The sequence below is a fragment of the Caulobacter sp. GW821-FHT10C03 genome (genome assembly GCF_059415485.1).
The window spans coordinates 323744-347138 of the sequence record NZ_JBWKNI010000004.1; the positions used below are offsets into that span (position 1 = coordinate 323744).

The 23395-nt window shown below is 69.3% G+C and carries 24 protein-coding genes; 16 read left to right on the top strand and 8 right to left on the bottom strand.

Going from position 1 to position 23395, the window contains the following annotated elements; all coding sequences use genetic code 11:
- The first annotated feature begins 60 nt into the window (after positions 1–60).
- Positions 61–654, top strand: coding sequence for a CC0125/CC1285 family lipoprotein (locus AC07NG_RS07405; RefSeq protein WP_487289912.1), 594 nt, complete (start codon positions 61–63; stop codon positions 652–654).
- 175 nt (positions 655–829) lie between these two features.
- Here the strand turns inward: AC07NG_RS07405 and AC07NG_RS07410 are convergent, their stop codons facing one another.
- Positions 830–1939, bottom strand: a complete 1110-nt coding sequence (locus AC07NG_RS07410; protein ID WP_492854399.1) for a CobW family GTP-binding protein — start codon at positions 1937–1939, stop codon at positions 830–832.
- Between the two features lie 221 nt (positions 1940–2160).
- Positions 2161–2790, bottom strand: a complete 630-nt coding sequence (locus AC07NG_RS07415) for a hypothetical protein (RefSeq protein ID WP_110119192.1) — start codon at positions 2788–2790, stop codon at positions 2161–2163.
- 215 nt (positions 2791–3005) lie between these two features.
- Between AC07NG_RS07415 and rplU the strand changes: the two genes are divergently transcribed.
- The 4 genes from rplU to AC07NG_RS07435 all read left to right on the top strand — a co-directional run bounded on the left by rplU (position 3006) and on the right by AC07NG_RS07435 (position 6193).
- Positions 3006–3518 carry a 50S ribosomal protein L21 gene (rplU, locus tag AC07NG_RS07420; protein ID WP_110119189.1) on the top strand — a complete coding sequence of 171 codons (513 nt, stop codon included), beginning with the start codon at positions 3006–3008 and terminating at the stop codon, positions 3516–3518.
- 78 nt (positions 3519–3596) lie between these two features.
- Positions 3597–3866, top strand: coding sequence for a 50S ribosomal protein L27 (gene rpmA / locus AC07NG_RS07425; protein ID WP_110119187.1), 270 nt, complete (start codon positions 3597–3599; stop codon positions 3864–3866).
- Between the two features lie 224 nt (positions 3867–4090).
- Positions 4091–4624: a GNAT family N-acetyltransferase gene (locus tag AC07NG_RS07430; protein WP_492854396.1), complete on the top strand. Its 534-nt coding sequence runs from the start codon at positions 4091–4093 to the stop codon at positions 4622–4624.
- A 561-nt stretch (positions 4625–5185) separates the two neighbouring features.
- Positions 5186–6193: a glycoside hydrolase family 43 gene (locus tag AC07NG_RS07435; protein WP_494593032.1), complete on the top strand. Its 1008-nt coding sequence runs from the start codon at positions 5186–5188 to the stop codon at positions 6191–6193.
- A 168-nt stretch (positions 6194–6361) separates the two neighbouring features.
- Here the strand turns inward: AC07NG_RS07435 and AC07NG_RS07440 are convergent, their stop codons facing one another.
- Positions 6362–7321 (bottom strand): hypothetical protein, encoded by a 960-nt coding sequence (locus tag AC07NG_RS07440; RefSeq protein ID WP_487289924.1) that lies wholly within the window; start codon positions 7319–7321, stop codon positions 6362–6364.
- 215 nt (positions 7322–7536) lie between these two features.
- Here AC07NG_RS07440 and obgE point away from each other — a divergent pair, with 215 nt between their 5' ends.
- Positions 7537–8598, top strand: coding sequence for a GTPase ObgE (gene obgE / locus AC07NG_RS07445; protein WP_494593034.1), 1062 nt, complete (start codon positions 7537–7539; stop codon positions 8596–8598).
- Positions 8595–9728 (top strand): glutamate 5-kinase, encoded by a 1134-nt coding sequence (gene proB / locus AC07NG_RS07450; protein ID WP_494593036.1) that lies wholly within the window; start codon positions 8595–8597, stop codon positions 9726–9728. Before obgE ends, proB begins: the two co-directional genes overlap by 4 nt.
- A 125-nt stretch (positions 9729–9853) precedes the next feature.
- On the opposite strand, the gene AC07NG_RS07455 is transcribed toward proB, so the two are convergent.
- The 3 genes from AC07NG_RS07455 to AC07NG_RS07465 form a co-directional block, all read right to left on the bottom strand.
- Positions 9854–10051: a helix-turn-helix transcriptional regulator gene (locus AC07NG_RS07455; RefSeq protein ID WP_110133292.1), complete on the bottom strand. Its 198-nt coding sequence runs from the start codon at positions 10049–10051 to the stop codon at positions 9854–9856.
- Positions 10048–10452, bottom strand: coding sequence for a hypothetical protein (locus AC07NG_RS07460; RefSeq protein ID WP_494593038.1), 405 nt, complete (start codon positions 10450–10452; stop codon positions 10048–10050). Before AC07NG_RS07460 ends, AC07NG_RS07455 begins: the two co-directional genes overlap by 4 nt.
- Before the next feature lie 83 nt (positions 10453–10535).
- Positions 10536–12878, bottom strand: a complete 2343-nt coding sequence (locus AC07NG_RS07465; RefSeq protein WP_494593040.1) for a GH92 family glycosyl hydrolase — start codon at positions 12876–12878, stop codon at positions 10536–10538.
- 159 nt (positions 12879–13037) lie between these two features.
- On the opposite strand from AC07NG_RS07465, the gene AC07NG_RS07470 reads away from it, so the two are divergent.
- Both AC07NG_RS07470 and AC07NG_RS07475 read left to right on the top strand, forming a co-directional pair.
- Positions 13038–14312 carry a glutamate-5-semialdehyde dehydrogenase gene (locus AC07NG_RS07470; RefSeq protein WP_494593042.1) on the top strand — a complete coding sequence of 425 codons (1275 nt, stop codon included), beginning with the start codon at positions 13038–13040 and terminating at the stop codon, positions 14310–14312.
- Entirely contained in the window at positions 14278–14931 is a 654-nt protein-coding gene (locus AC07NG_RS07475; protein ID WP_487289934.1) for a nicotinate-nucleotide adenylyltransferase, read from the top strand. Before AC07NG_RS07470 ends, AC07NG_RS07475 begins: the two co-directional genes overlap by 35 nt.
- 12 nt (positions 14932–14943) lie before the next feature.
- On the opposite strand, the gene AC07NG_RS07480 is transcribed toward AC07NG_RS07475, so the two are convergent.
- A complete protein-coding gene (locus AC07NG_RS07480; protein ID WP_494593044.1) occupies positions 14944–15633 on the bottom strand; it encodes a hypothetical protein in 690 nt (229 codons plus the stop codon).
- Positions 15634–15757: 124 nt separating this feature from the next.
- Between AC07NG_RS07480 and rsfS the strand changes: the two genes are divergently transcribed.
- From rsfS to AC07NG_RS07500, 4 genes are all read left to right on the top strand, one after another.
- On the top strand, positions 15758–16195 hold the full coding sequence (gene rsfS / locus AC07NG_RS07485) for a ribosome silencing factor (protein ID WP_199228392.1): 438 nt from the start codon (positions 15758–15760) through the stop codon (positions 16193–16195).
- Between the two features lie 67 nt (positions 16196–16262).
- The gene (gene rlmH / locus AC07NG_RS07490; protein ID WP_494593046.1) at positions 16263–16727 is read left to right on the top strand and encodes a 23S rRNA (pseudouridine(1915)-N(3))-methyltransferase RlmH; all 465 of its coding nucleotides are present in this window, start codon (positions 16263–16265) and stop codon (positions 16725–16727) included.
- A gap of 224 nt (positions 16728–16951) precedes the next feature.
- Complete coding sequence (locus AC07NG_RS07495) at positions 16952–17995, top strand: murein hydrolase activator EnvC family protein (protein WP_487289940.1); 1044 nt, start codon at positions 16952–16954, stop codon at positions 17993–17995.
- 112 nt (positions 17996–18107) lie between these two features.
- Complete coding sequence (locus AC07NG_RS07500) at positions 18108–19508, top strand: S41 family peptidase (protein WP_494593048.1); 1401 nt, start codon at positions 18108–18110, stop codon at positions 19506–19508.
- Positions 19509–19824: 316 nt separating this feature from the next.
- On the opposite strand, the gene AC07NG_RS07505 is transcribed toward AC07NG_RS07500, so the two are convergent.
- Positions 19825–19965, bottom strand: a complete 141-nt coding sequence (locus AC07NG_RS07505) for a hypothetical protein (RefSeq protein WP_487289944.1) — start codon at positions 19963–19965, stop codon at positions 19825–19827.
- Between the two features lie 208 nt (positions 19966–20173).
- On the opposite strand from AC07NG_RS07505, the gene AC07NG_RS07510 reads away from it, so the two are divergent.
- Genes AC07NG_RS07510 through AC07NG_RS07520 form a run of 3 tightly spaced genes read left to right on the top strand, consistent with a single transcriptional unit; the run spans position 20174 to position 23341 of the window.
- Entirely contained in the window at positions 20174–21355 is a 1182-nt protein-coding gene (locus tag AC07NG_RS07510) for a divergent polysaccharide deacetylase family protein (protein ID WP_110132762.1), read from the top strand.
- Entirely contained in the window at positions 21352–21843 is a 492-nt protein-coding gene (locus AC07NG_RS07515; protein WP_494593051.1) for an RNA pyrophosphohydrolase, read from the top strand. Before AC07NG_RS07510 ends, AC07NG_RS07515 begins: the two co-directional genes overlap by 4 nt.
- Positions 21844–21889: 46 nt before the next feature.
- Positions 21890–23341, top strand: coding sequence for an alpha/beta hydrolase (locus AC07NG_RS07520; RefSeq protein WP_494593053.1), 1452 nt, complete (start codon positions 21890–21892; stop codon positions 23339–23341).
- Positions 23342–23395: the final 54 nt, after the last annotated feature.

Here is a 23395-nt window from a genome sequence, read left to right on the forward strand (position 1 = left end):
CGTAAAGCTGCGCCATCCGTTACGGTACGGGAGTAACGAGTTGTCGCAAAGGAGCGCGCCATGTCCCAGAAAAAGGTCAAGTGGCTCGCGATCGCGGCGGTGGCCGCCGCGCTGAGCGCCTGCGCCACGGCCACCCCCTACCAGCCCGCCGCGCCCGGCCAGAAGGCGTCCGGCGGCTTTTCCGAACTCCGCCTCGAGGGCGACCGCTATCGCGTCACCTTCGCCGGCAACAGCCTGACAGGCCGCGAGACCGTCGAGCGCTACCTGCTCTATCGGGCCGCCGAGCTGACCGTGCAGCAGGGCTACGACTGGTTCGAGACGGCCGACCGCCGCACCGACCGCACGGCCCGCACCGTGATCGACGAGGATCCGTTCATGCGGCCGGGCTTCGGCTACGGCTATCCGTACGGCGCCTGGCGTCCGTCCTGGCGCTACTACGGCCCCCGCTACGGCGGCTGGCGCGCCTGGGACCCGTTCTGGGGCGACCCCTTCTTCGCCAACCGCGCCGAGATCCGCACGATCGAGAAGTTCGAGGCCAGCGCCGAGATCGTCCTGCACAAGGGCTCCAAGCCCTCGGGCGACCCCCGCGCCTACGACGCCCGCGAGATCGTCAAGAACCTCGAGCCGAGCATCCAACGCGCTCCCGCCGGCTGATCTCTTCCTTCTCCCCTTGCGGGAGAAGGTGTCGGCGATAGCCGACGGATGAGGGGTCTCTCAAAAGCAAAACGCCGCGACAGCCGATCAGCCGTCGCGGCGTTTCTGTACGTGCAACCCCTCACCCGACCTCCTTCGGAGGCCACCCTCTCCCGCAAGGGGAGAGGGATCAGGCTCAGGCCACGCAGGCCTCGAAGCCCTTCTTCAGCTCGGCTTCGTCGAGGTCGCGGCCGATGAAGACCATGCGGCTGTAGCGGTTGTCCTTGTCGGTCCAGGGGCGCTGGAAGTCGCCTTCCAGGATCATGTGCACGGCCTGGAACACCAGGCGGCGCTCCTCGCCCTTCACGTCGATGATGCCCTTGGCGCGCAGGATGTCGACGCCCTTGGCGGCGAGCAGGTTGTTGAGCCAGACGGTGATCTTCTGGCCGTCCACCGGCTTGTCGAGCGTCAGGGAGATCCCCTTCACACCGTCGTCGTGGATGTCGCTCTTGTGGTCGTGCCCATGATCATGACCGTGGTCGTGACCGCAGTGCTCGTCATGCACATGGTCATGGTCGTGGTGATGGTGGCCATGATCGTGGCCGCAGTGCTCGTCGTGCACGTGGCCCGGCTCGCCGTGGCCGGGATTCAGGAAATCCGGCTCCAGCTCGGTGATCCGCTCCAGATCGAAGCTGTGCTTGCCGATGATGGCGCTCAGCGGAACGTTCGAGCGCTGGGCGCGGTGGATCGGGGCCAGCGGGTTGATCTTGCGGATCCGGGCCTCGACGTGGCGCAGGTCGTTCTCGTCCACGAGGTCGGTCTTGTTGAGCACGATCTGGTCGGCGAAGGCGATCTGCTCGACCGCTTCCTTGGAGTCCGACAGTCGCAGCATGATGTGCTTGGCGTCGACCAGGGCGGTTACCGAGTCGAGATAGGTGCGGGCCTTGACGTCCTCGTCGACGAAGAAGGTCTGGGCCACCGGGCCCGGATCGGCCAGGCCCGTGGTCTCGACGACGATGGCGTCGAAGCCGCCCTTGCGCTTCATCAGGCCCGACAGAACCCGGATCAGGTCGCCGCGCACCGTGCAGCAGACGCAGCCGTTGTTCATCTCGAACACTTCTTCGTCCGCGCCGACCACCAGGTCGTTGTCGATGCCGACCTCGCCGAACTCGTTGACGATCACGGCGTAGCGCTTGCCGTGCTCCTCGGTGAGGATGCGGTTGAGCAGCGTGGTCTTGCCGGCGCCGAGATAGCCGGTCAGCACGGTGACGGGGATCTTGCCGGGGGCGGAAGCGGTCTGGGTCATGGCGGGTATTTAGGGCGGCTCAGGCTGAAGTGAAAGCGGGGGGATGGATCGGGCCTACCCATCTTCCCGTCATTCCCGCCCTTGTGGCGGGAAACCCTCTGTCGGCCGCAAGAGTGGTAGGGGCGGACTGCCGAGCAGTCCGCTGGCGCTTCACATGCGAACGGAACCAGGGTTTCCCGCCACAAGGGCGGGAATGACGGGAGATTATGAGGACGCCGCCCTCAGGTCTTCAGGAACGCGACCGCCAGGCCGACCAGCACCAGGGCCGCGCCGAGGATGGTCTCCTCGTAGCGCTCCAGCCAGTCGAGGTTCAGGCGGCGCACGCCAGCCAGGGAAAGGCCCGTGAACAGCAGCATTCCCGCCGCCGTCGCCGCCAGCAGCACGACGCTGAGCAGCAGGAACGCCGCCCAGCCGTGCTTCATCCCCGCCAGGTAATAGGGAAGGAAGGCCTCGCAGGGCGACAGGGTCAGCAGCACCACCAGGGCCATGATCGCCGCCCGGTCCGAGGTGTAGGCCTTGCGGCCGGCCTCGGGCAGGCCGTGGCTGTGACGGCCCCGCGCTATATAGAAGAGACCGACGGCGACCATCAGCCCGCCGACCACCCAGTGGAACAGGCCGCCCAGCTTGGGCTCCAGCGCCAGGCCCGCGATCACCAGAAAGAGGCCCAGCAGGATGGTCAGGGCCACGTGGCCCAGGCCCGCCAGCAGGGTCACGCTCAAGGTGCGCGCCGCCGACCATTTCTGCGCGCGGCCGACCAGCACGAACGGCAGCCAATGGGTTGGCAGGGCCGCATGCAGGAAGGCCACCATGAAGCCGGTGGCCGCGATCGAGGCGAAGAAGGCGGACGTCACGCCCGCGCTATAGCCTGTTACAAAATAACGAACCAGGGGACTCTTTGGGGCGGCGGCCACAGGCCGCATATTGAATCTCGTCAAGCGCTTGAGAGGCGTCCTTGGCCGTTGACTCACAGCCTTTCGGCGCTATAAGTGCGCCCCTCTCGCCCGCCGGGTCTCCTCGCGGGCGTTCCGTTATTTTGCGAACAGCACGTTATTTAAGGCGCTAACCTATGTACGCGGTCATCAAAACCGGCGGCAAGCAGTACCGGGTCCAAGCCGGCGACCTGCTGGTCGTCGAGAAGCTCGACGGTCAACCTGGCGCGGAAGTCGCGTTCGGCGAAGTTCTGCTGCTGGGCGAAGGCGAGGCCGTGACGGTCGGCGCCCCCACCGTTGACGGCGCCGTCGTCAACGCCACCCTGATCGAAACCCGCAAGGGCGAGAAGGTGAAGATCTTCAAGAAGATCCGCCGTCAGGGCTACCGCCGCACCCGCGGTCACCGCCAGACCGAGTCGGTCCTGCGCGTGACGTCGGTTTCGGGCGCCGGCAAGGAAACCAAGTGGGACGGCGCGATCGACCTGACCCCGAAGGTCATCCTCGACGCCCGCGCCCGCGGTCTCGGCGACGCCGCCGTGCCGGCCACCATCCCGGAAGCTCCGGTGAAGGCCGAAGCCGCCCCCGCTCCGAAGAAGAAGGCCGCGCCGAAGAAGGCCGCGGCTTCGGAAGCTCCGGAAGCTGAAGCTTAAGATCCGCCAGGGTCTTTTTTGGAATTGATCTGACCCAGGTCCGCTCGCGGAAACCGGGTCGAAGATTAGGAGAGCATCATGGCTCACAAGAAATCTGGCGGCTCGTCGAGCAACGGTCGCGACTCGGAATCGAAGCGCCTTGGCGTAAAGAAGTTCGGCGGCGAGAAGGTTCTCGCCGGCAACATCCTCGTGCGTCAACGCGGCACCAAGTTCTACCCGGGCGCCAACGTCGGCATCGGTAAGGACCACACCCTCTTCGCTCTCGTGCAGGGCGCCGTGGGCTTCGTGACCAAGAAGAACAACCGTACCTACGTGACCGTGGCCCCGGTGGCCCAGGCCGCCGAATAGTACGATCAGAAGTCTCCCTTCGGATCGTGCTTCCAAAAGAAGACGATCCGGACGCGACGAATACGAAGCGGGCAGTCCGGACGCCGGACTGCCCGCTTTTGTTTTGTCCACGCTCCACGAAATAGCCCCATCATGGCAATTGGAGCGTCACGGTCCCGCACTATCTGAAGCCTGTCGGAGCGACGGCCTCGGCGTGAAGAAGGACCGGGAAAGGGAGACGCGCCATGTGCGTGATCGAAAGAAGCCCCGTCATCGAGACGCGGCGGCTGACCTTGCGGGCTCCGGACATGTCCGACGCGCCGCGCATCGCCAGCCTGGGCGCTGACTACGCCATCCCGAAGATGACCACCCGCATGCCCTGGCCCTACGCCCTGGGCGACGCGGAGGAGTTCGTGGCCCGCGTGCAGTCGCAGGACTGGAGCCGCGCGGCCACCTTCGCCATCGAGCTGGAAGACGCCGGCGTCGTCGGCGTGCTGGGCTTCTTCCCCAACGAGGACGGCCGGCTCGAGGTCGGCTACTGGATCGGCCGGCCGTTCTGGGGCCGGGGCCTGGCCACCGAAGCCCTGCAGGGCGGCCTGTCCTGGGCCGCGCACGACTGGCGTCGCAAGCTGGTCGTCGCCGGCCACTTCGCCGACAACCCCGCCTCGGGCGAGGTCCTGATCAAGGCCGGCTTCCTCTATACGGGCGTCGTCGAGGACAAGCCGTCGGTGTCGCGCGGCGCGAGCGTGGCGACGCGGATGATGGTGTGGCTGGCTTAGGCCGGCCCGCCCCCTACTTCCGTGTTCCCATCTTCAGGACGGGTCCCTCCGCCAGACTCGGCGGACGTGCGCGCGCGTTTCTCGGCGCGTCTTGCCTTCTCGCGCGCCCGTATCCGATCCCAGTACGCGCTGTGGCGCTTGACCCAGAAGACGTTCAACACGGCGAACGGAATGGACCCCCAAAGCGCCGCGAACAGCCCTCGTTCGGCCCAGCCTCCTTGGAGCAAGCAAGCGCTGCAGGGGTAAGCGAGCGCAAATCGGAGCACCACGCCGACGCGCCCCGGCGCATCCGCCAGGCGTCCGATGCAGGGTTCCAGCAGCGCGGGGCTGCAGGCGACGATGAAGGCGTAAACGAACGGCAGAGCGATTGGCAACCACCGACCAGGCGGGATGCCGGCGCTCTTTCTTATTTCCCGCTCTTCCTTGGTAAGACGACGCACGACGTCAGCCTCACACGCGAATCCGGCGGCCGCAACGGGTCGTGAGCGCCTTCGCCGCGACGGGAGGTAGAGGCGAGACGCCGCATGATATAGAATGCATACCCATAATATGGGAGGCATCATGCATCGTCGCGTTCTGTCCGGTCTGGCGCTCGCCCTGGCCCTTACGGCGCCCGCCGCTGCTTTCGCCGAGGCCAAGAAGCCCCTCTATCGCGACCCGGTATTCGACGGCGCGGCCGACGTCGCCATCGCCTGGGACAAATCGGACAAGCTTTGGCGGATGTTCTACACCAACCGCCGCGCGACGCTGAAGCTGGACGACCCCAAGGACGTGGCCTGGCTGCACGCCACCGCCATCGGCGTGGCGACCTCCAAGGACGGCCTCTCCTGGAGCTACGCCGGCACGGCCAACATCCCGACCGCCTGCACCGGCGAGACCCTGTGGGCGCCGGAGATCTTCACCGAGAACGGCGTCCACCACATGTTCCTGACCGTGGTGCCGGGGATCTTCCACCGCTGGAACCTGCCGGAGGCCGGCGCGAAGATCGTCCACCTGACCTCGACCGACCTCAAGGCCTGGACCTGCGCCGACACCCTCGACCTCGGCTCGGACCGGGTGATCGACGCCGGCGTCATCAAGGCGCCGCAGGGCGGCTATCGCATGTGGTTCAAGGACGAGCGCAAGAACAGCCGCATCTTCTTCGCCGACAGCCCGGACCTGAAAACCTGGACCCGCCAGCCGACCTTCGTCGCCGATTTCGCCGGCGAGGGCCCCAAGGTGTTCTTCTTCGAAGGCTGGTGGTGGATGATCGCCGACGCCTGGAGGGGCCTGGCCGTGCTGCGGTCCAAGGACGCCGTGACCTGGGAGCGCCAGCCGGGCTTCATCCTCGACAAGCCGGGCGCGGCGCCCACCGACCGCGACCTGGGCCACCACCCCGACGTGGTCGTCAACGACGGCCGGGCGCTACTCTACTACTTCGTCGGCCAGGGCAAGGAAGACGAGGCCAAGACCGACCCGGTCTGGAACCAGCGCACGGTGATCCAGCTGGGCGAGCTGAAGGTGGTGGACGGCTGGCTGGCCGTGGACCGCGAGGCTGTGGTGAGCAAGGGGCTGAAGGGGCCCAAATGATCCCTCTCCCCTTGCGGGAGAGGGTGGCCTCCGAAGGAGGTCGGGTGAGGGGTTGCACGAACAGAAACGCCGCGAAAGCCGATCAGCTTTCGCGGCGTCTGACGTTTGAGAGACCCCTCATCCGTCGGCTTCGCCGACACCTTCTCCCGCAAGGGGAGAAGGACCAGGTCAGGCCGCCCGGTGGGTGTGGATCACCTTCTGCGGGCCTTCGCGGAAGCGCTTTTCGGCCGTGACGATCCGCTCGCACAGGGCGTCGAGGTCGCTCAGCAGCGAATAGGTGGCGTAGATCGGGATTTCCATCATCGCCACCTGCGCCCGGGGCATGAACTCGCAGTACTTCTTCCACGAGATGTGGCTGTCACGAGCGTTCATGGCGCGCTGGCCGAGCGGGTTCCAGAGGTCGAGATCGACCAGCTCGTCGCGGCATTCCTTCATCACCGGCAGGGCGATGTAGAGGAAAAGGAAGGTCGGGGTGGCCGCGCGGCTGAACTGCGGCTGCACCTGCATGTGCCAGATGCGGAAGGCCTCGAAGAAGTTGGCCTTGCGGGTCGGATCCGGCGGCAGCCAGGTGGCTTCCTGGTTGATCACCTCGGCGGCGCTGGCGGCGCGCTTGACCAGTTCGTCGGCGCTGCGGCCGCCGGCCATGGTCTTGGACAGGGCCGCGACCGGGATGTTCAGCTTCTTGGCGACGTCGGTGAAGCTGACCTGCTGGCCGCCCATCGGGGTGAACTGGCCGAAATTGGGGGCGTTGGGAGCCTTGGCGCGGCGGATGGCGGCGGCCTCGTGCTCGATCTTCTGGGCCTCGCGCTTCTTCTCGGCCTGGAGGCGATCGAAATCGGCCTCGTGCGCGGCCTGCTCTTCCGGCGTCATCCAGCGGGCGCGACCGGGGCCGTAGGTGCGCTCGAGCCGGTTGATCAGGACCAGGACATGGTTTTCGGACGGCCGGGTGCCGATGTCGCCGAGGAAGGCGCGGAAGTCGCGCCAGGTGCCGGTCACGCCGGTGCCGCGGCTCATCAGGATGTTGCGATGGATCGAGGCCTCGCCGGCGTATTTCCGGCAAAGCGTCTGCAGAGTCAGGTCCTTGAGGTCCTGATCCAGTTCGCCTCTGACGTTCGCATCCGTCGACAACGTCAGCCTCCCCCTCCACGAGAAATAGAGAATTTTCGCCCCGGGACCGTTTGTCGCACCCGTACGTTTAACATTTCGTCACGATACCGAACAGCGTTCAAGGCAGCGTTTGTTTGTCGCAATCCCGACACGGGAAGCGTCCGAACGCACTTTCTCGAGGTTGCGCCAAGTCCATTTTACTCGACGCGAAACCCGTGTTGAGACAAAAGACGCCCATGAAATTCCTGGATCAATGCAAGATCTTCATCCGCTCCGGAAACGGCGGCGGCGGGTCGGTGTCTTTCCGACGCGAGAAGTACATCGAATACGGCGGCCCCGACGGCGGGGACGGCGGTCGCGGCGGCGACATCTGGATCGAGGCCGTCGAAGGCCTGAACACCCTGATCGACTACCGCTATCAGCAGCACTTCAAGGCCGGCACCGGCGTGCACGGCATGGGCCGCCAGCGCCATGGCGCGGCCGGCGACGACATCCTGCTGAAGGTTCCGGTCGGCACCGAGGTGCTGGAAGAGGACAAGGAAACCCTGATCGTCGACCTCGACACGGCGGGCATGCGCGTGCAGCTGGCCAAGGGCGGCAACGGCGGCTGGGGAAACCTGCACTTCAAGGGCCCGGTCAACCAGGCCCCCACCTGGGCCAACCCCGGCCAGGAAGGCGAGGAGCGCTGGCTGTGGCTGCGGCTGAAGCTGATCGCCGACGTCGGCCTGGTGGGCCTGCCCAACGCCGGCAAGTCGACCTTCCTGGCGGCCGCCAGCGCCGCCAAGCCGAAGATCGCCGACTATCCCTTCACCACCCTGACCCCCAACCTCGGGATGGTCGACCTGTCGACCAGCGAGCGCTTCGTCCTGGCCGACATCCCCGGCCTGATCGAAGGCGCGTCGGAAGGCGCGGGCCTGGGCACCCGGTTCCTGGGCCACGTCGAGCGCTCGGCCACCCTGATCCACCTAGTGGACGCCACCCAGGACGACATCGTCGCCGCCTGGACCACCATCCGCGGCGAACTCGAAGCCTATGGCGACGAACTGGCCGACAAGTCCGAGATCCTGGCGCTGAACAAGATCGACGCCCTCGACGAGGAGACCCTCGCCGAGAAGATCGCCGAGCTTGAAGAGGCGGCCGGCGTCCGGCCGATGCTGGTCTCGGGCGTCTCGGGCCAGGGCGTGACCGAACTGCTGCGCGCCGCCTACCGCCAGGTGCGCGAGCGCCGCGGCGAGGTCATTCCCGACGACGAGGACGAAGGGCCGATCGAGGAGACGCCGGGGGGCTGGCGGCCGTGAACCTGGGGGTCGGGGGACCGCTGGGCCAGGCCCGGCGGATCGTGTTCAAGGTCGGCTCGGCCCTGCTGGTCGACGCCGCCACCGGCGCGGCCAACAAGGGCTGGCTGGAGGCCTTCTGCGCCGACGCCGCGGCCCTGCGCGCGGCCGGCAAGCAGGTGGTCGTGGTCTCGTCCGGCGCTGGTGCCTTGGGAAGACGTCGCCTGGGCCTCTCGGGCCGCAAGACCACCCTGCCGGAAAAGCAGGCCGCCGCCGCCGCCGGCCAGAGCCTGCTGATGCGGGCCTGGGAGGAGGCGTTCGAGCCGCACGGCGTCGGCGTCGCCCAGATCCTGATGACCCGCGACGACACCGAGATCCGCCGCCGCTGGCTGAACGCCCGCGCCACGGTCGAGACCCTGCTGTCGCTGGGCGTGGTTCCCGTGGTCAACGAGAACGACACGGTGGCCACCGAGGAGATCCGCTACGGCGACAACGACCGGCTGGCCGCGCGCGTCGCCCAACTGGCCGGCGCCGACCTCTTGGTGCTGCTGTCCGACATCGACGGGCTCTACACGGCCGATCCGCGCCGCGACCCGACCGCCACCCACATCGCCCGCGTCAGCGAGATCACCCCGCAGATCGCCGGCATGGCCGAGGGCGCCAACGCCTCGGCCGGGGTCGGCACCGGCGGCATGGCCACCAAGATCGCCGCCGCCCGCATCGCCCGGGCCGCCGGCTGCGCCACCCTGATCACCCTGGGCTCGCGCCCGCGCCCGCTGGCCGCCATCGAGGAAGGCGCGCCCGCCACCCTGATCGAGGCCGGAGCCTCGCCCGCCGCCGCCTACAAGGCCTGGATCGCCGGCTCGCTGGCCCCCCAGGGCTGGGTGACGATCGACGCCGGCGCCGCCGCCGCCCTCCAGAAAGGCAAGAGCCTGCTGGCCGCCGGGGTGCGCGCTGTAGAAGGTCCGTTCGACAAGGGCGACGCCGTGCGCGTCCGCGACGAGACCGGCCAGGAAGTCGCCCGGGGCCTCGTCCGCTACGACAGCGCCGACGCCCACAAGATCGCCGGCCTGCGCAGCGACGCCATCGAGGCGGAGCTGGGCTTCACCGAAGGCCCGATGATCCACGCGGACGACCTGGCGGTGGGCGGCTGATCATCAGCTTAGCCCTCCCCCTTGATGGGGGAGGGTTGGGTGGGGGTGACAGCAGCCTTGCCGGCTGAGCCGCCGCATCACCCCCATCCCCGGCCCTTCCCCCATCAAGGGGGAAGGGAGACGTCTTACCGATGCGGGTTCTCGAAGATCTCTTCGATCGGTCGCTCGAACACGGCGGCGATGCGGTAGGCGAGATCGAGCGAAGGGTCGTGCTTCTCGGTCTCCAGGGCGTTGACCGCCTGGCGCGAGACGTTCAGCACCTGGCCCAGCTGCTCCTGGGTCCAGCCGCGCTCGACGCGCAGCAGCTTCAGGCGGTTCTTCATCGCGTGCTCCGGATGAACGGCGAGACGACGCCGAACACCGCCCAGAACAGCGGATAGATCAGCCAGCCCGGCACGTGCGGGGCGTGGGCGTAGCTCTCGCCGAAGCCCCAGACCGAGAACAGGGCCATGGCCACCCCGGCCGAGACGATGAACTGCCTGGCCACCAGGGCGCGCACGAACTCGTCGGACTCGGCCATCATCGCCAGGGTCGCCCAGATCTGGCCGACCACCGGCGCCGAGACCACCAGGGCCAGGGCCCAGGCCGCGACCGGGGTCTTGATGTCGTCGAAGGCGCCGAAGATCGCCCCGACATTGACCAGCACGTACGGAGCCATGAAGGCCCAGGTGCGGATCGCGTAGCGCTTGTGCGCCGAGGTCTGGAATTTGCCGATGGCCAGCATGGCTCGCCTCCCGTTGATGTAAGGCAAACCTGACATGGCGAAAATGTCATGTCAACCTGACATCATGTCAGGAAAACACGACATCACTTCGGATAGGGCGTCAGCGAATACGGCCGCGCGTCGGCCTTGGAGCCCCACGTCTTGTTCGCCGTCGCGCCCATGGTGAAGACCAGTTCGCCGCCGGCCCGGATCTCGGCGTCGCGCAGGAAGACACGGTCCAGCGGCTTGCCGTTCAGCGTGACCCTGGCGACGTAGGGATGGGCGTCCGACAGCCCTTCGGCGCGCACCGTGAAGCGCTTGCCGCCGTCGAGGGTCAGCACCGCCCGCTCCACGAACGGCCGGCCGATGACATATTCGTTCGAGCCCGGGGCGACGGGGTAGAAGCCCAGCGCCGTGAACACCAGCCAGGCCGACATCTGGCCCAGGTCGTCATTGCCCGACAGCCCCTCGGGCGTCGGCCTGTACTGGCTCTCGACGATCTCTTTCAGCCGGGCCTGGGTGCGCCACGGCGCGCCGGCATAGGCGTACATGTAGGCCACGTGGTGGCTGGGCTCGTTGCCGTGGATGTACTGGCCGATCAGGCCGGCGATGTCCTCGGCGTGCGAGTAGTCCAGCTTGGAGTTGTCGTACTCGAACATGGCGTCGAGCTTCTTCACGACCGCCGCGTCGCCGCCCATCGTGGAGACGAGGCCGCCCAGGTCGTGCGGCGCGAACCACGAATACTGCCAGGCGTTGCCCTCGGTGTAGTCGGAGCCGTAGTTGATCGCCGTCGGGTCGAAGGGCTCGCGGAAGGCCCCGTCGCTCTTTCGGGCGCGCAGGAAGCCGGTCTTGGCGTCGAAGCTGTTGCGCCAGTTCAGCGAGCGCTTCTCGAAGGTCGCCGCGACGTCGGCCCTGCCCAGCGCCTTGGCCATGCGAGCGATGGTCCAGTCGTCGAAGGCGTATTCGACGGTCTTCGACGCCGCCTCCGGCTCGCGATCGATCGGCACGTAGCCCAGGGTCATGTAGTCGGAGAGCCCGCCATAGGGGCCGTAGGTCGCGCTCTTGACCATGGCGTCCAGCGCCGCGTCGGCGTCGATGCCGCGGATCCCCTTCATCCAGGCGTCGGCGATCACCGGCACGGCGTGATAGCCGATCATCGTCCAGGTCTCCTGGCCGTGGAACGCCCAGACCGGCAGGATGCCGTAGGGGCTGACCTTCTGCGAGGCGACCAGCGAATTGACGAAGTCGGCGTTGCGCCGTTCCGGCTGCACCAGGGTCAGCAGCGGGTGCTCGGCGCGGAAGGTGTCCCACAGCGAAAAGGTCGAGTGGTACGTAAAGGCCCCCTTTCCGGAGAGGGGCGCCTGATGCACCGCATTGTCGGGCCCGCGCCAGCGGCCGTCGACGTCGCCGGAAACGCTCGGCGCGATCAGGGCGTGATAGAGGGCGGTGTAGACATTGGTCCGCATCGGCGCCGGCGCCGCGATATCGAGCGCGCCCAGCGCCTTCTCCCAGTCGGCCCGGGTGCGCGCCCGCAGACCGTCGAAATCGAAGCCCTTCTCGTCGCTGTCGAGATTGGCCAGGGCCCCGGCCTCGTCGACGGTCGAGATCGCCACCTTGGCCACCAGCGGCCCGTCGATCTGGCCGAAGTCGAAGACGCCGACCAGGGCGCGGCCTTCGAGCTGGGCGCGGTCGTCGCCGCTACGGCCGGGCTGCTTGAAGCCCTTGTAGGGAACGTCGGTCTCGGTGCTGGTCAGGCTGCGGCCGACCATCGGCCGGCTGAAGCGGATGGCGAAATAGAGCTGCCGGCCCGGCGCCCAGCCGCGCGTCTCGCGCATGCCGGTGACCGTGCCGTCGTCACGCACCCGGATCCGCGACCAGGAGACCTTGCCCGGATAGTTGTAGATCGAGCTTCGCAGGTCGAGCAGCACCTGGGCCCGCGCGCCCTTCTCGAACGTGTAGCGGTGCAGGCCGGTGCGCGTTCCGGCGGTCAGCTCGGCTCGCACCCGGCTGTCGGTCAGGGTGACGGCGTAGTAGCCGGGCTGGGCGACCTCGCCGTCGTGGGTGAAGCGCGAGCGGTAGCCCGAGCCTGGGACCTTCGGGTCGCCGGGCTCCAGCCTGGCCTCGCCGCTGACCGGAGCCAGCAGGATGTCGCCGAGGTCCGAATGGCCGCTGCCGGAGAAGTGGGTGTGCGAAAAGCCAAGGATGGTCGGGTCCGAGCGCCGATAGCCGGCGGCGCGGGCGTAGCTCTGCTTGAACGGCAGGACGTCGGTGTCGGGCGACAGCTGCACCATGCCGAACGGCGCTACCGCCCCTGGGAAGGTGTGCCCCTCCCCGTCCGTGCCGATGAACGGATCGACGGCCTTGTAGGGCGTCTTCACTGGAGCCTGCGCAAGCGCGGGGGCCGCGCAAAGGGCCGCCAGCGCGGCGAGCACCAGTCCAGGACGCATGATCTTCCTCCTCGGGAGGCCGACCCTAGCCGCAGGACGCGCGCGCCGTCACGCCGCTTCCAGCTGCGCTGAGGGCAAATCCAGCGTTTGGCCATTCCCCCCGAGGCCCAAAGCGCCTAGGTAAGGCTCACTCTGAGCATATCCGGGGACGGACGAGCCATGGACGACGCGGCCGGTGGCCTGCAGGCGACGATGAGAGCGATGGGCCAGGCGGCTCGCGAGGGCGCGCGCGCGCTGCGCCTCGCCACGCCAGCCCAGCGCACCGCCGCCCTGACCGCCATCGCCGCCGCCATCCGCGCCGACGCCCCCGCCATCCTGGCCGCCAACGCCCGCGATCTGGAGAAGGCCGGCAAGAACGGCCTGACCGCGCCGATGATCGAGCGGCTGATGCTGAACGAGGCCCGCCTCGAAGGCGTGGCCGCCGGCGTCGAGGCCGTGGCCGCCATCCCCGACCCCCTGGGCGTGGAAACCTCGCGCTGGACGCGGCCGAACGGCCTGGACATCGCCCGGGTGCGCACGCCGATCGGCGTCATCGCCATGATCTACGAGAGCCGTCCCAACGTGACGGCCGACGCCGCGGCCCTGACCCTGCGCTCGGGCAACGCCGTGATCCTGCGCGGCGGCTCGGAGTGCTTCGAATCCAACCTCGCCATCCACGGCGCGGTGCTGAAGGGGCTGGAGGCCGCCGGCCTGCCGGCCCAGGTCGTGCAGATGGTGCGGACCACCGACCGCGCCGCCGTCGGCGCCATCCTGTCGGGCCTGGACCGGTCGATCGACCTGATCATCCCGCGCGGCGGCAAGAGCCTGGTCGCCCGCGTCCAGACCGAGGCCCGCGCCCCGGTGCTGGGCCACCTGGAAGGCCTCAACCACGTCTTCGTGCACGCCGCCGCCGACCTCAAGAAGGCCGCCGACATCGTGCTGAACGCCAAGATGCGCCGCGTCTCGGTGTGCGGCTCGGCCGAGACCCTGCTGATCGACCGCGCGGCCGCCGCCAGGCTGCTGCCGCCGATCGCCGACGTGCTGATCAAGGCCGGCTGCGAGATCCGCGGCGACGCCGCCTCGCGCGCCATCGAGCCCGACCTCAAGGCCGCCTCGGTCGAGGACTGGACCACCGAATACCTCGCCCCGATCATCGCCGTGGCCGTGGTCGACGGCGTCGAGGGCGCGGCCGAGCACATCGCCACCTACGGCTCGGGCCACACCGACGCCATCGTCACCGAGGACGCGAACGCCGCCGAGGCCTTCGTCGCCAAGGTCGACAGCGCCATCGTGCTGGTCAACGCCTCGACCCAGTTCGCCGACGGCGGCGAGTTCGGCTTCGGGGCCGAGATCGGCATCGCCACCGACAAGCTTCACGCCCGCGGCCCGGTTGGGGCCGAGCAACTGACGACGTTCAAGTATGTGGTTCGCGGGACCGGCCAGACTCGTCCCTGAGGCCGGTCGTCCCAGCGCCCAGCGCCTCGGCTTCCACCTGGAGGCCGGGATGCGCGTCGGGCTGTTCGGCGGCAGCTTCAACCCGGCGCACGAGGGCCACGCCCACGTGGCCGAGACCGCCATGCATCGCCTGGGCCTGGACCGGGTGATCTGGCTCGTCTCGCCGCAGAACCCGCTGAAGTCCTCGCACGAGACCCGGCCCCTACCCGAACGCATGGCCCAGGCCCGCAAGTGGGCGCGCGGCTCGGGCATGATCGTCTCCGACGCCGAGACGCGCCTGGGCTCGCAGTATACGATCGACACCCTGCGGGTGCTGAAGGCCCGCTATCCTGGCGTGAAGTTCGTCTGGGTGATGGGCGCCGACAGCCTGGCCACCTTCCACCGCTGGCGTGGCTGGACCCAGATCATGCGCTCGGTCCCCGTGGCCGTGGTCTCGCGGCCGTGGGCGGCGCTGAAGGCCCGCACCTCGCCGGCCGCCCGCCGCTTCGCCTTCGCCCGCCGCCCGGCCAGCGCCGCGTCCACCCTGGCCGACGCCGACACGCCGGCCTGGGTCTACCTGACCGGCCCGCTGAACTTCGCCTCGTCGACGGCGCTTAGGGCGCGGCCGCCCAAGGGCTAGGCTGGATCGCGCCTAGTGCGGCGCGATCGGCCCTGTCCACAGGGTGGCGACGTCGCCGTCGGACGCGATCGAAAGCGTCCATCCCGTCCGTCCGGCCATCTCGCCGTTCAGCGTCAGCGAACCGCCTTCCGAGCCATGGACGCTTCTCAGGTCCTCCAGCCGCACTTGGGCGAGATCGCAGCCGGGATGCGCGCAGCTGAACCGCCAGCGGCCGGGCGCGGCCAGCAGATCCGCCAGCCGCTTCACGCCGAGGCTCGCCACCGCGTCGGACGACGCCTTGAACGGCGGCCAGCCGGCCCCCGCGCAGTCGCGACCGCCCGGGGCGACGAGCAGATAGTCGTCGGCCACCGACAGCCGGTCGGCGACGCTGGGCGGATCGACGCGACGGACGGCCCCATCGGCGGCCACGGGCTCGAAAAGGATCGTCAGGGTCTGCTGGCGGCACACGCGGTCGGCGATCGGGCGCGGCGCCATCCGCACGTTGATCTTCCGCAGGGCATAGGCTTCGGGCGTCCCGTCCTCGATATGGACGGAAGGATCGGAGCCCACGGCCTGGGCGAGCACGCGGGCGACAAGCTCGGCCGACGGCAGATCGCCGACCTCTTTCAGCGTCAGTCCGTTCTCGCCCGCCAGGGCCGCGACCGGCGACGACGCGATCAGCAGCAGCCCCGCCGCCCAGCTCGAAAACCCGCCTCCACGCACGATTCACCCCTCCCCGAACCGCCGTAATATAGCCCGCCGCCGCCCTGCGACCACGATCCCCCTCACGTTTCGAGTCTTTCCGTGCTAAGGGAGGCTTTGCGCGAAGCCAATAAGGAGCATTCCGCTGCGTAGCGACCCCGCGCCGACGGCGCACGAGGGACCGGCTGGAGCCGAATCCTCGACTGAAAATCCGACGCTCAGTACGGACCTGAACATCAAGGCGCTCGAGACGCTGATCCTCTCGCGCCTCGACGACGACAAGGCCCAGGACATCGTCCACATCGACCTCACGGACAAGAGCTCCGTGGCCGACAGCCTGATCGTGGCTTCCGGCCGCTCGCACCGTCACGTCGGCGCGCTGGCCGATCACGTGCTGCGCGCGCTGAAGGACCACGGCCTGGGCAAGGCCCGGGTCGAAGGCCTGCCGCACTGCGACTGGGTGCTGATCGACGCCGGCGACGTCGTCGTCCACCTGTTCCGCCCCGAAGTGCGCAGCTTCTACAACATCGAGAAGATCTGGGCCGTCGACGCCCCGCACCGGATGCCGGCGGCTTCGAACTGATCTCTCGCAAGGCGGGCCTCGCCCCTGAGCAGCGCTCGGGGCGGGGCCTCGCCATGCCCTCTCCCCCATGAAGATCACCATCCTCACCGTCGGGAAGCTCGGCCGCATGGTCGAGGCGCAGCTGGCGCTGGACTACGCGTCCCGCGCCACCGCGTCCGGCCGCGCCCTGGCGCTGGGTCCGGTCGAGATCCTCGAGGTCGAGGCCCGCAAGCCGGGCAAGGCCGCCGAGGCCGAGGTGCTGCGCCCCCACCTCGAAGGCGCCTATGTCGTCGCCTGCGACGAGCACGGCAAGGTCCACACCTCGCGCGCCTTCGCAGGGCGCCTGGAGCGGCTGCGCGACGACGGCCAGCGCAGGATCGTGTTCCTGATCGGCGGCGCCGACGGCCTGGACCCGTCGATCCTCAGCCAGGCCAACGAGCTCCTGGCCTTCGGCCCCCAGACCTGGCCCCACGCCCTGGCCCGCGCCATGCTGGCCGAACAGATCTATCGCGCCGTCACCATCCTGTCGGGCTCGCCGTATCATCGGGATTGAGACGGCCGGTCACCTCGACCGCCTTTTTTCCTCCCGTCATTCCCGCCCTTGTGGCGGGAAACCCTCTGTCAGCCGCAAGGGCGAATGGGGCGGCGTGCTCAGCACGCCGCTTGTACTTCACGTGCGAGCGGAACCAGGGGTTCCCGCCACACGGGCGGGAATGACGGGAGTAGAAGGTGTAACCACCTTTGAAACCGCCGCGCCCTCAGGCAGATAGGGACGCAATGCCCCGCCGCCTCGCGATCGCCGCCGCCAGTGCCTGCGCCCTGCTCCTCGCCGGAGCCGGGGCCGTCGTCGCGCAGCAGATCGGCGACCAGCGCACGCGCGACCTGCAGCAGGCCGCCGACACCCGCCGCGAGATCGAGGACCTGCGGGCCGAGCTGACCCGACTGAACCAGCAGCAGGTCTCTGCGGGCGCCGATGTCGACATCAAGCGCCAGCGACTGGAGGTCCTGCACCGCCGGGAGTCGGCGCTGATCGGCGAGATGGGCCGCGACCGGGGGCAACTGGCCCGGCTGCTCAGCGCCCTGCAGCTCTTCCGCCGCAATCCGCCGCCGGCCCTGCTGGTCAATCCCGGCGACGCCCGCGACGCGGTGCGGGCGGCGATCCTGATCCGCGCCATGACGCCCGAGCTTCAGGCGCGGGCCGACGCCTACGCCCGCCAGGCCCGCGCCGTCGGGGCCCTGCGCCGCGAAGCCGCCGCCGCCTCCGAGCAGCTGTTCACCGCCGAAAGCGCCGTGGCCGACCGCCGGGGCGAGCTGGAGCGGATGATCGTCGAGAAGACCGAGCTGGAGCGCGCCTACGCCCAGGACGCGATCGCCGCCGACCAGGAGCGCCGCACCCTGGGCGCCCTGACCGATGGCCTGACGACCGCCAGCACCGGCCCGCTGGCCCTGCGCGCCCCGGCCCCGGGCGACGTCATCCGCCGCTTCGGCGAGGCTCTGCCCGTCGGCGGCAAGTCCGAGGGCCTGTCGATCCGCACGGCCAAGGGCCAGGCCGTCGGCAGCCCCGCGGCCGGCACGGTGGAATACGCCGGTCCGCTGAACGGCTGGGACATGGTGGTCATCGTCCGCACCCAGGGCGCCTATCACCTGGTCATGGCCGGCATGGCCGACGTAAAGGTCGCCCCCGGACAATCGGTCGCAGCCGGCGCGGAGCTGGGCAGCATGACGGACCGTGGACCTTTGGAGCCGGAGCTCTATCTTGAAGTGCGCGAGAACGGCGTTCCGGCCGACCCGGGACGTTGGCTCAAGCAGGAGTCGCGGTAGACGTCTTTTTCAGCAATGATGGGCGTTCATCATGACGCACGGCCGCGTCGGGGATGGACACGGCCGGACCAGTAACGCGGCGTCACCGCCGCAAGGGAGCCTTTCAGGCCTTATGCGCAAGTACCTGCTCATCGGTGTTTCGGCCTTCATCCTCGGCGCGGGGACGATGGCCTATGTCAGCCCCATCGCCCAAGCGACCATCCCCTCGCAGAAGGCCAAGACCTACAAGCTGCTCGAACTGTTCGGCGACGTGCTCGCCACGGTCGAGGACCAGTACGTCACCGAGGTCGACGACAAGAAGCTGATCGAGGCGGCCCTCGACGGCATGCTGACCAGCCTCGACCCGCACTCGGGCTACCTGTCGCCCGACAGCTTCGAGGACATGCAGGACACCACCCGCGGCGAATACGGCGGCCTCGGCATCGAGGTCACCAGCGAGGACGGCGTGGTCAAGGTGATCTCGCCGATGGACGGCACGCCCGCCGACCGCGCCGGGATCCACGCCGGCGACTACATCACGGCCGTCAACGGCCAGTCGGTGCTGGGCCTGACGGTCAACGAGGCCGTCAAGCAGATGCGCGGCCCGGCCGGCGAGACGGTGACCATCACCATCGCCCGCGAGAAGACCGACCCGTTCGACGTCAAGCTGGTGCGCGAGGTCATCAAGCCCAAGGCCGCCATCGCCCGCATGGAAGGCGACTACGGCTATGTGCGCCTGCCCGGCTTCAACGAGAAGTCCACCGACGCCCTGTCGGCCGCCATCACCGACCTGAAGACCAAGAACCCGCAGATGAAGGGCCTGGTCTTCGACCTGCGCAACAATCCGGGCGGCCTGCTCGACCAGGCGCGCGGCGTGGCCGACCTGTTCCTCCAGGGCGGCGAGATCGTCAGCCAGCGCGGCCGCAATCCGCGCGACATCCAGCGCCTGAACGCCACCCCGGGCGACATCCTCAACGGCATGCCGATGGTGGTGCTGATCAACCAGGGCTCGGCCTCGGCCGCCGAAATCGTCGCCGGTGCCCTGCAGGACCGTCATCGCGCCGAACTCGTCGGCATCACCAGCTTCGGCAAGGGTTCGGTCCAGACCGTGATCCCGCTGCGCGGCGGCGCCGACGGCGCGCTGAAGCTGACCACGGCCCGCTACTTCACCCCGTCGGGCCGCTCGATCCAGAAGACCGGCATCGAGCCCGACCTGGAAGTGGCCCAGACCAAGGACCAGGCCCAGGACATCGCCAACCGCGTGTGGTTCAGCGAGGCCAGCTTCAAGAACGCGCTGAACGCCGACGAGGGCAAGGCCCGCAAGGGCATCCACACCCCGGCCGAGGCGCCCCCCGCCGGTTTCGACGAGAAGAAGGGCGACTTCCAGCTGGAACGCGCCGTCGCCGTGCTCAAGGCCGGCTCGGTCGAAGCCGTGGTCAAGCTGCCCAAGCCGCAGCCGAAGATCGCCGAGGTCACCGCCAAGGCCGCCGCCGCGGCGGCCACGCCCGGCAAGCCCCCGGTCGAGAAGAAGTAAGGACGTTTTAGAACGTTCGAACGAAGAGCCGCCCGTCGAAAGATGGGCGGCTTTTTCTTTGGGTCCTTGCCCGTGGCGGAGGCTGCCAAAGGCCGTCGGGGGCGTTCTCAGCCGCGCCCCTTCCCCCATGGACACCCCGGGCCCCTCTCCCCTTGCGGGAGAGGGTGGCCTGCGAAGCAGGTCGGGTGAGGGGTCTCTCAGATCTCAACACCGCTTGCGGCGGTCAGGCCGGGTGGGGCGTCTCACATCTGAGAGACCCCTCATCCGTCGGCTTCGCCGCCACCTTCTCCCGCAAGGGGAGAAGGGAGCCGCGCTATTACATCCCCAGCGCCGCGATCAGCACCACGGCCAGGCCCAGGGCCAGTCCCGCCCCCGCCCGCAGCACGGCGGCGAGGCAGACGGCGCGGGCCTCGGGGGCCGCGGTGGTGGAGAAGCGGGCGATCTCGGTCATGCTCATCGGACGAGGCCTCCTGATCCGAAGCTTGCGCCCGAGGATCGGCCGGCGGAAAGCGTCGTAAAGCTGTCACGGGCGATCACACCGCCAGACGGTCATTCCTTCACCGTCCACGCCGGAAAAAACGGCGCCCACGCCCTGTCGATTTCGCCGCAGCTTTCGCCAAACAGCGTTAACCATATCTTGGAAGCTTGCCTCGTAAGGCTCGTCCATGGCCGCCGTGTTCTCCCGCAAGCCCGCCTACACCGCCGCCGCGCCCGCCGTTGACGCGGGCGGCGGCGACCTGCGCGCGCGCCTGCTGGCGGCCGCCGGCAATCCCTATATCGGCGCCAGCGCCGCGGCCTTCCTGTTTCTGCTGAGCCTGGCCGTACTGGTGATGATCACCGGCGATCCCAAGGCCGGCGCGCCCGTGCTGCGCCTGGAACTGACCAAGATCGGCGCCACCACCAACCCGCCCGAAGGCTGGCGCGAGGCCCTGGCCCCGGAAGGCGCCGAGGAAGCCCCGCTGCTGCCCGGCGCGATGGACCTGTCCGACCACCCCTTCGCCCGCCACGCGGCCGCGCCGGAAGCCGAAAGCGAAGCCGTCGACCTGGCCGCCCCGCCCGTTCCGTCCGGCGGCGCCCTGGTCCAGGCCCCGCTGCCCGGCCTGTCGGTTCCCGGCCCCGGCGGCGGCCCGCTGCCGGTGATCGGCCCCGACGGCCGCACGGTCGCCGAAGCCTATGCCCGCCCGTTCACGCCCGACGGCCGCCCGCGTGTGGCCCTGGTGATCGGCGGTCTCGGCCTCAACGCCCAGACCACCCGCGCCGCCATCGAGACCCTGCCGCCCGAGATCACCCTGTCGTTCGCGCCCTATTCGGAGGGCCTGCAGGGCTGGATCGACCTGGCCCGCTCGCACGGCCACGAAGTGCTGCTCGAGACGCCGATGGAGCCCAACGACTATCCGGCCAACGATCCCGGCCCCTACACCCTGATCGCCGCCAACCGGCCCGACGAGACCGTGCGCAAGCTGGAATGGCTGATGTCGCGCGCCACCGGCTATTTCGGCCTGACCAACTATCTGGGCTCGAAGTTCCTGGCCTCCGACCCGGCCATGGCCACCTTCATGGCCTCGCTCAAGGCCCGGGGCCTGGCCTTCGTCGACGACGGCGCGGCCGCCCGTCGCGGTGGCCCGATCCCCCGCGCCTCGGCCGAGCGCGGCATCGACGATGATCTGTCCGGCGAGGCCATCGAAGGCCAGCTGCGGGCCCTGGAAGCCGGCGCCGGGGCGCGCGGCGCGGCCCTGGGCGTGGGTTTCGCCTACCCGGTCACCATCAGCCAGGTGCGCAACTGGGCTGGCGGGCTGAACGCACGGGGCGTGCAACTGGCCCCGGCTTCGGCTATCGCCAGGCGATGAGCGCCAAGCAAGACCTCTCCCAGTACCGCCCCAATGTGGGCGTCGCCCTCTTCCACCCGACCGACGGCCGCGTCTGGCTGGGCATGCGCCACAAGCAGGAGCCGCCCTACAACTGGCAGCTGCCGCAGGGCGGCGTCGACGAGGGCGAGGACCTGGAGGCCGCCGCCCGCCGCGAGCTGCACGAGGAGACCGGCGTCACCTCCGTCGAGCTGCTGGGCCGCACCGAGGGCTGGCTGACCTACGACTATCCGGCCGACTTCCTGGGCACGAAACGCGCGCGCGGCTACCTGGGCCAGAAGCAGGTGTGGTTCGCCTTCCGCTTCACCGGACCGGAATCCGAGATCGATCTGGCCGCCCACGGCGACGTCGAGTTCGACGCCTGGCGCTGGGGCGCTCTCGACGAAACGCCCGAACTGATCGTACCCTTCAAACGCGGCGTCTACGAACAGATGGTCGTCGCTTTCTCGGGGTTCGCGCGCGTCGCCTGACACCCAAGGCTCGCGCCCAACCTCACACGGGCTTGGAGGCGCGGGCGTGACCAGAACCATCCTGATGATCCACGGCTACGGCATGACCGGCGACGGCTGGTCGCCGGCGGCCGAGGCGTTTCGCAAGGCCGGCTACGCGGTCGAGACGCCGACCATCCGTCCGAAGCTGCGCGTGCCGGCCTCGCCGTCGGCGGAGCTGGGCGGGCTTAGCCTGGCCGACTACGTCGCCGAGCTCAGCGCCCTGGCGGCGGTGACCGCCGCCCGCGACGGGATCAAACCGATCGTCTTCGGCCACTCGATGGGCGGGCTGATCGCCCAGAAGCTGGCCGAGAGCGGCCTGACCTCGGGCATCGTGCTGTTCGCCCCCGCCTCGCCGGCCGACGCGCGCGGCAAGCCGAAGCTTTCCCCGCTGATCACCTTCCTCAACGCCGTGCTCAGCCAGGGCGGACCGCCCAAGCCGGTGAAGATGTGGAAGACCGGCTTCAAGTTCGGCGTGGTCAACGCCGTGCCCGCCGCCCGCCACGACGCGCTCTACGCCACGGCGGTGTACGACTCCGGCCGGGTGCTGCAGGACCTGGCCTATCCCGACCGCGATCCCTCGCGCACCGCCCACGTCGACTCCGCCAAGGTGACCGTGCCGGTGCTGGTGCTGGCCGGCGCCCGCGACCGCACCACGCCGGTCGAGGACGTGCGGCTGGTCGGCCGCAAGTACGCCGGCGCCGACTATCGCGAATATCCCGACCACGCCCACTGGCTGATCGACGAGCCGGGCAGCGCGGCCCTGTACGACGCGGCCAAGGCCTGGCTGTCGGAAAAGGGCCTGGGCCCGGCCTCCGCCCCTCCGCCGAGCAAGGCCAAGGTCGAGCCCAAGGTCGAACCGGTCGCCGCTCCGACGCCGGCTCCCGAACCCAAGGCCGAGGCTCCGGCGCCCGCCCCGGCCGCCAAGCCCAAGGCCCCCGCCAAGGCGAAGACGCCCAGCAAGGCCAAGGCCGTCGTCGCCGAACCGGTTGCAAAGCCCGCCGCAAAGGCGCCGGCCAAGCCCAAGGCGGCCCCCGCGCCGAAGCCTGTCGCCCCAAAGGCCGAAGTCGCGCCCGCTCCCGCCAAGACCGAGGCCAAGCCGAAGGCAGCGCCGGCCAAGACCGCCAAGCCGAAGACGCCGCCGCCCGCGCCGGTCGAACCGGCCCCTGTGGCGAAGGCCCCGGCCAAGTCGGCGCCCAAGCCCAAGACCGAAGCCAAGGCCGCCCCCGCCGCCAAGGTCGCCAAACCCAAGGCGCCCGCCAAGGCCGCAGCACCTCCCGCCGAGGCGGCCCCCGCGCCGGCGGCGGCCAAGGCCGCGCCGAAGGCCAAGAGCGCGCCCGCCGCGAAGGCCGCTCCCAAGGCCGCGCCGACCACCAAGGCCGAAGCCAAGCCCAAGGCGACCCCGAAAGCCGCCGCAACCAAGACTGCTGCGACAACGACGCCCGCCAAAACTTCGCCACGCGGCAAGAAGAGCGTGTAGGCTCCATTGAAACGCTCGTATCAGCCACACGGGCGGGGTTGACCTAAGAGGCGG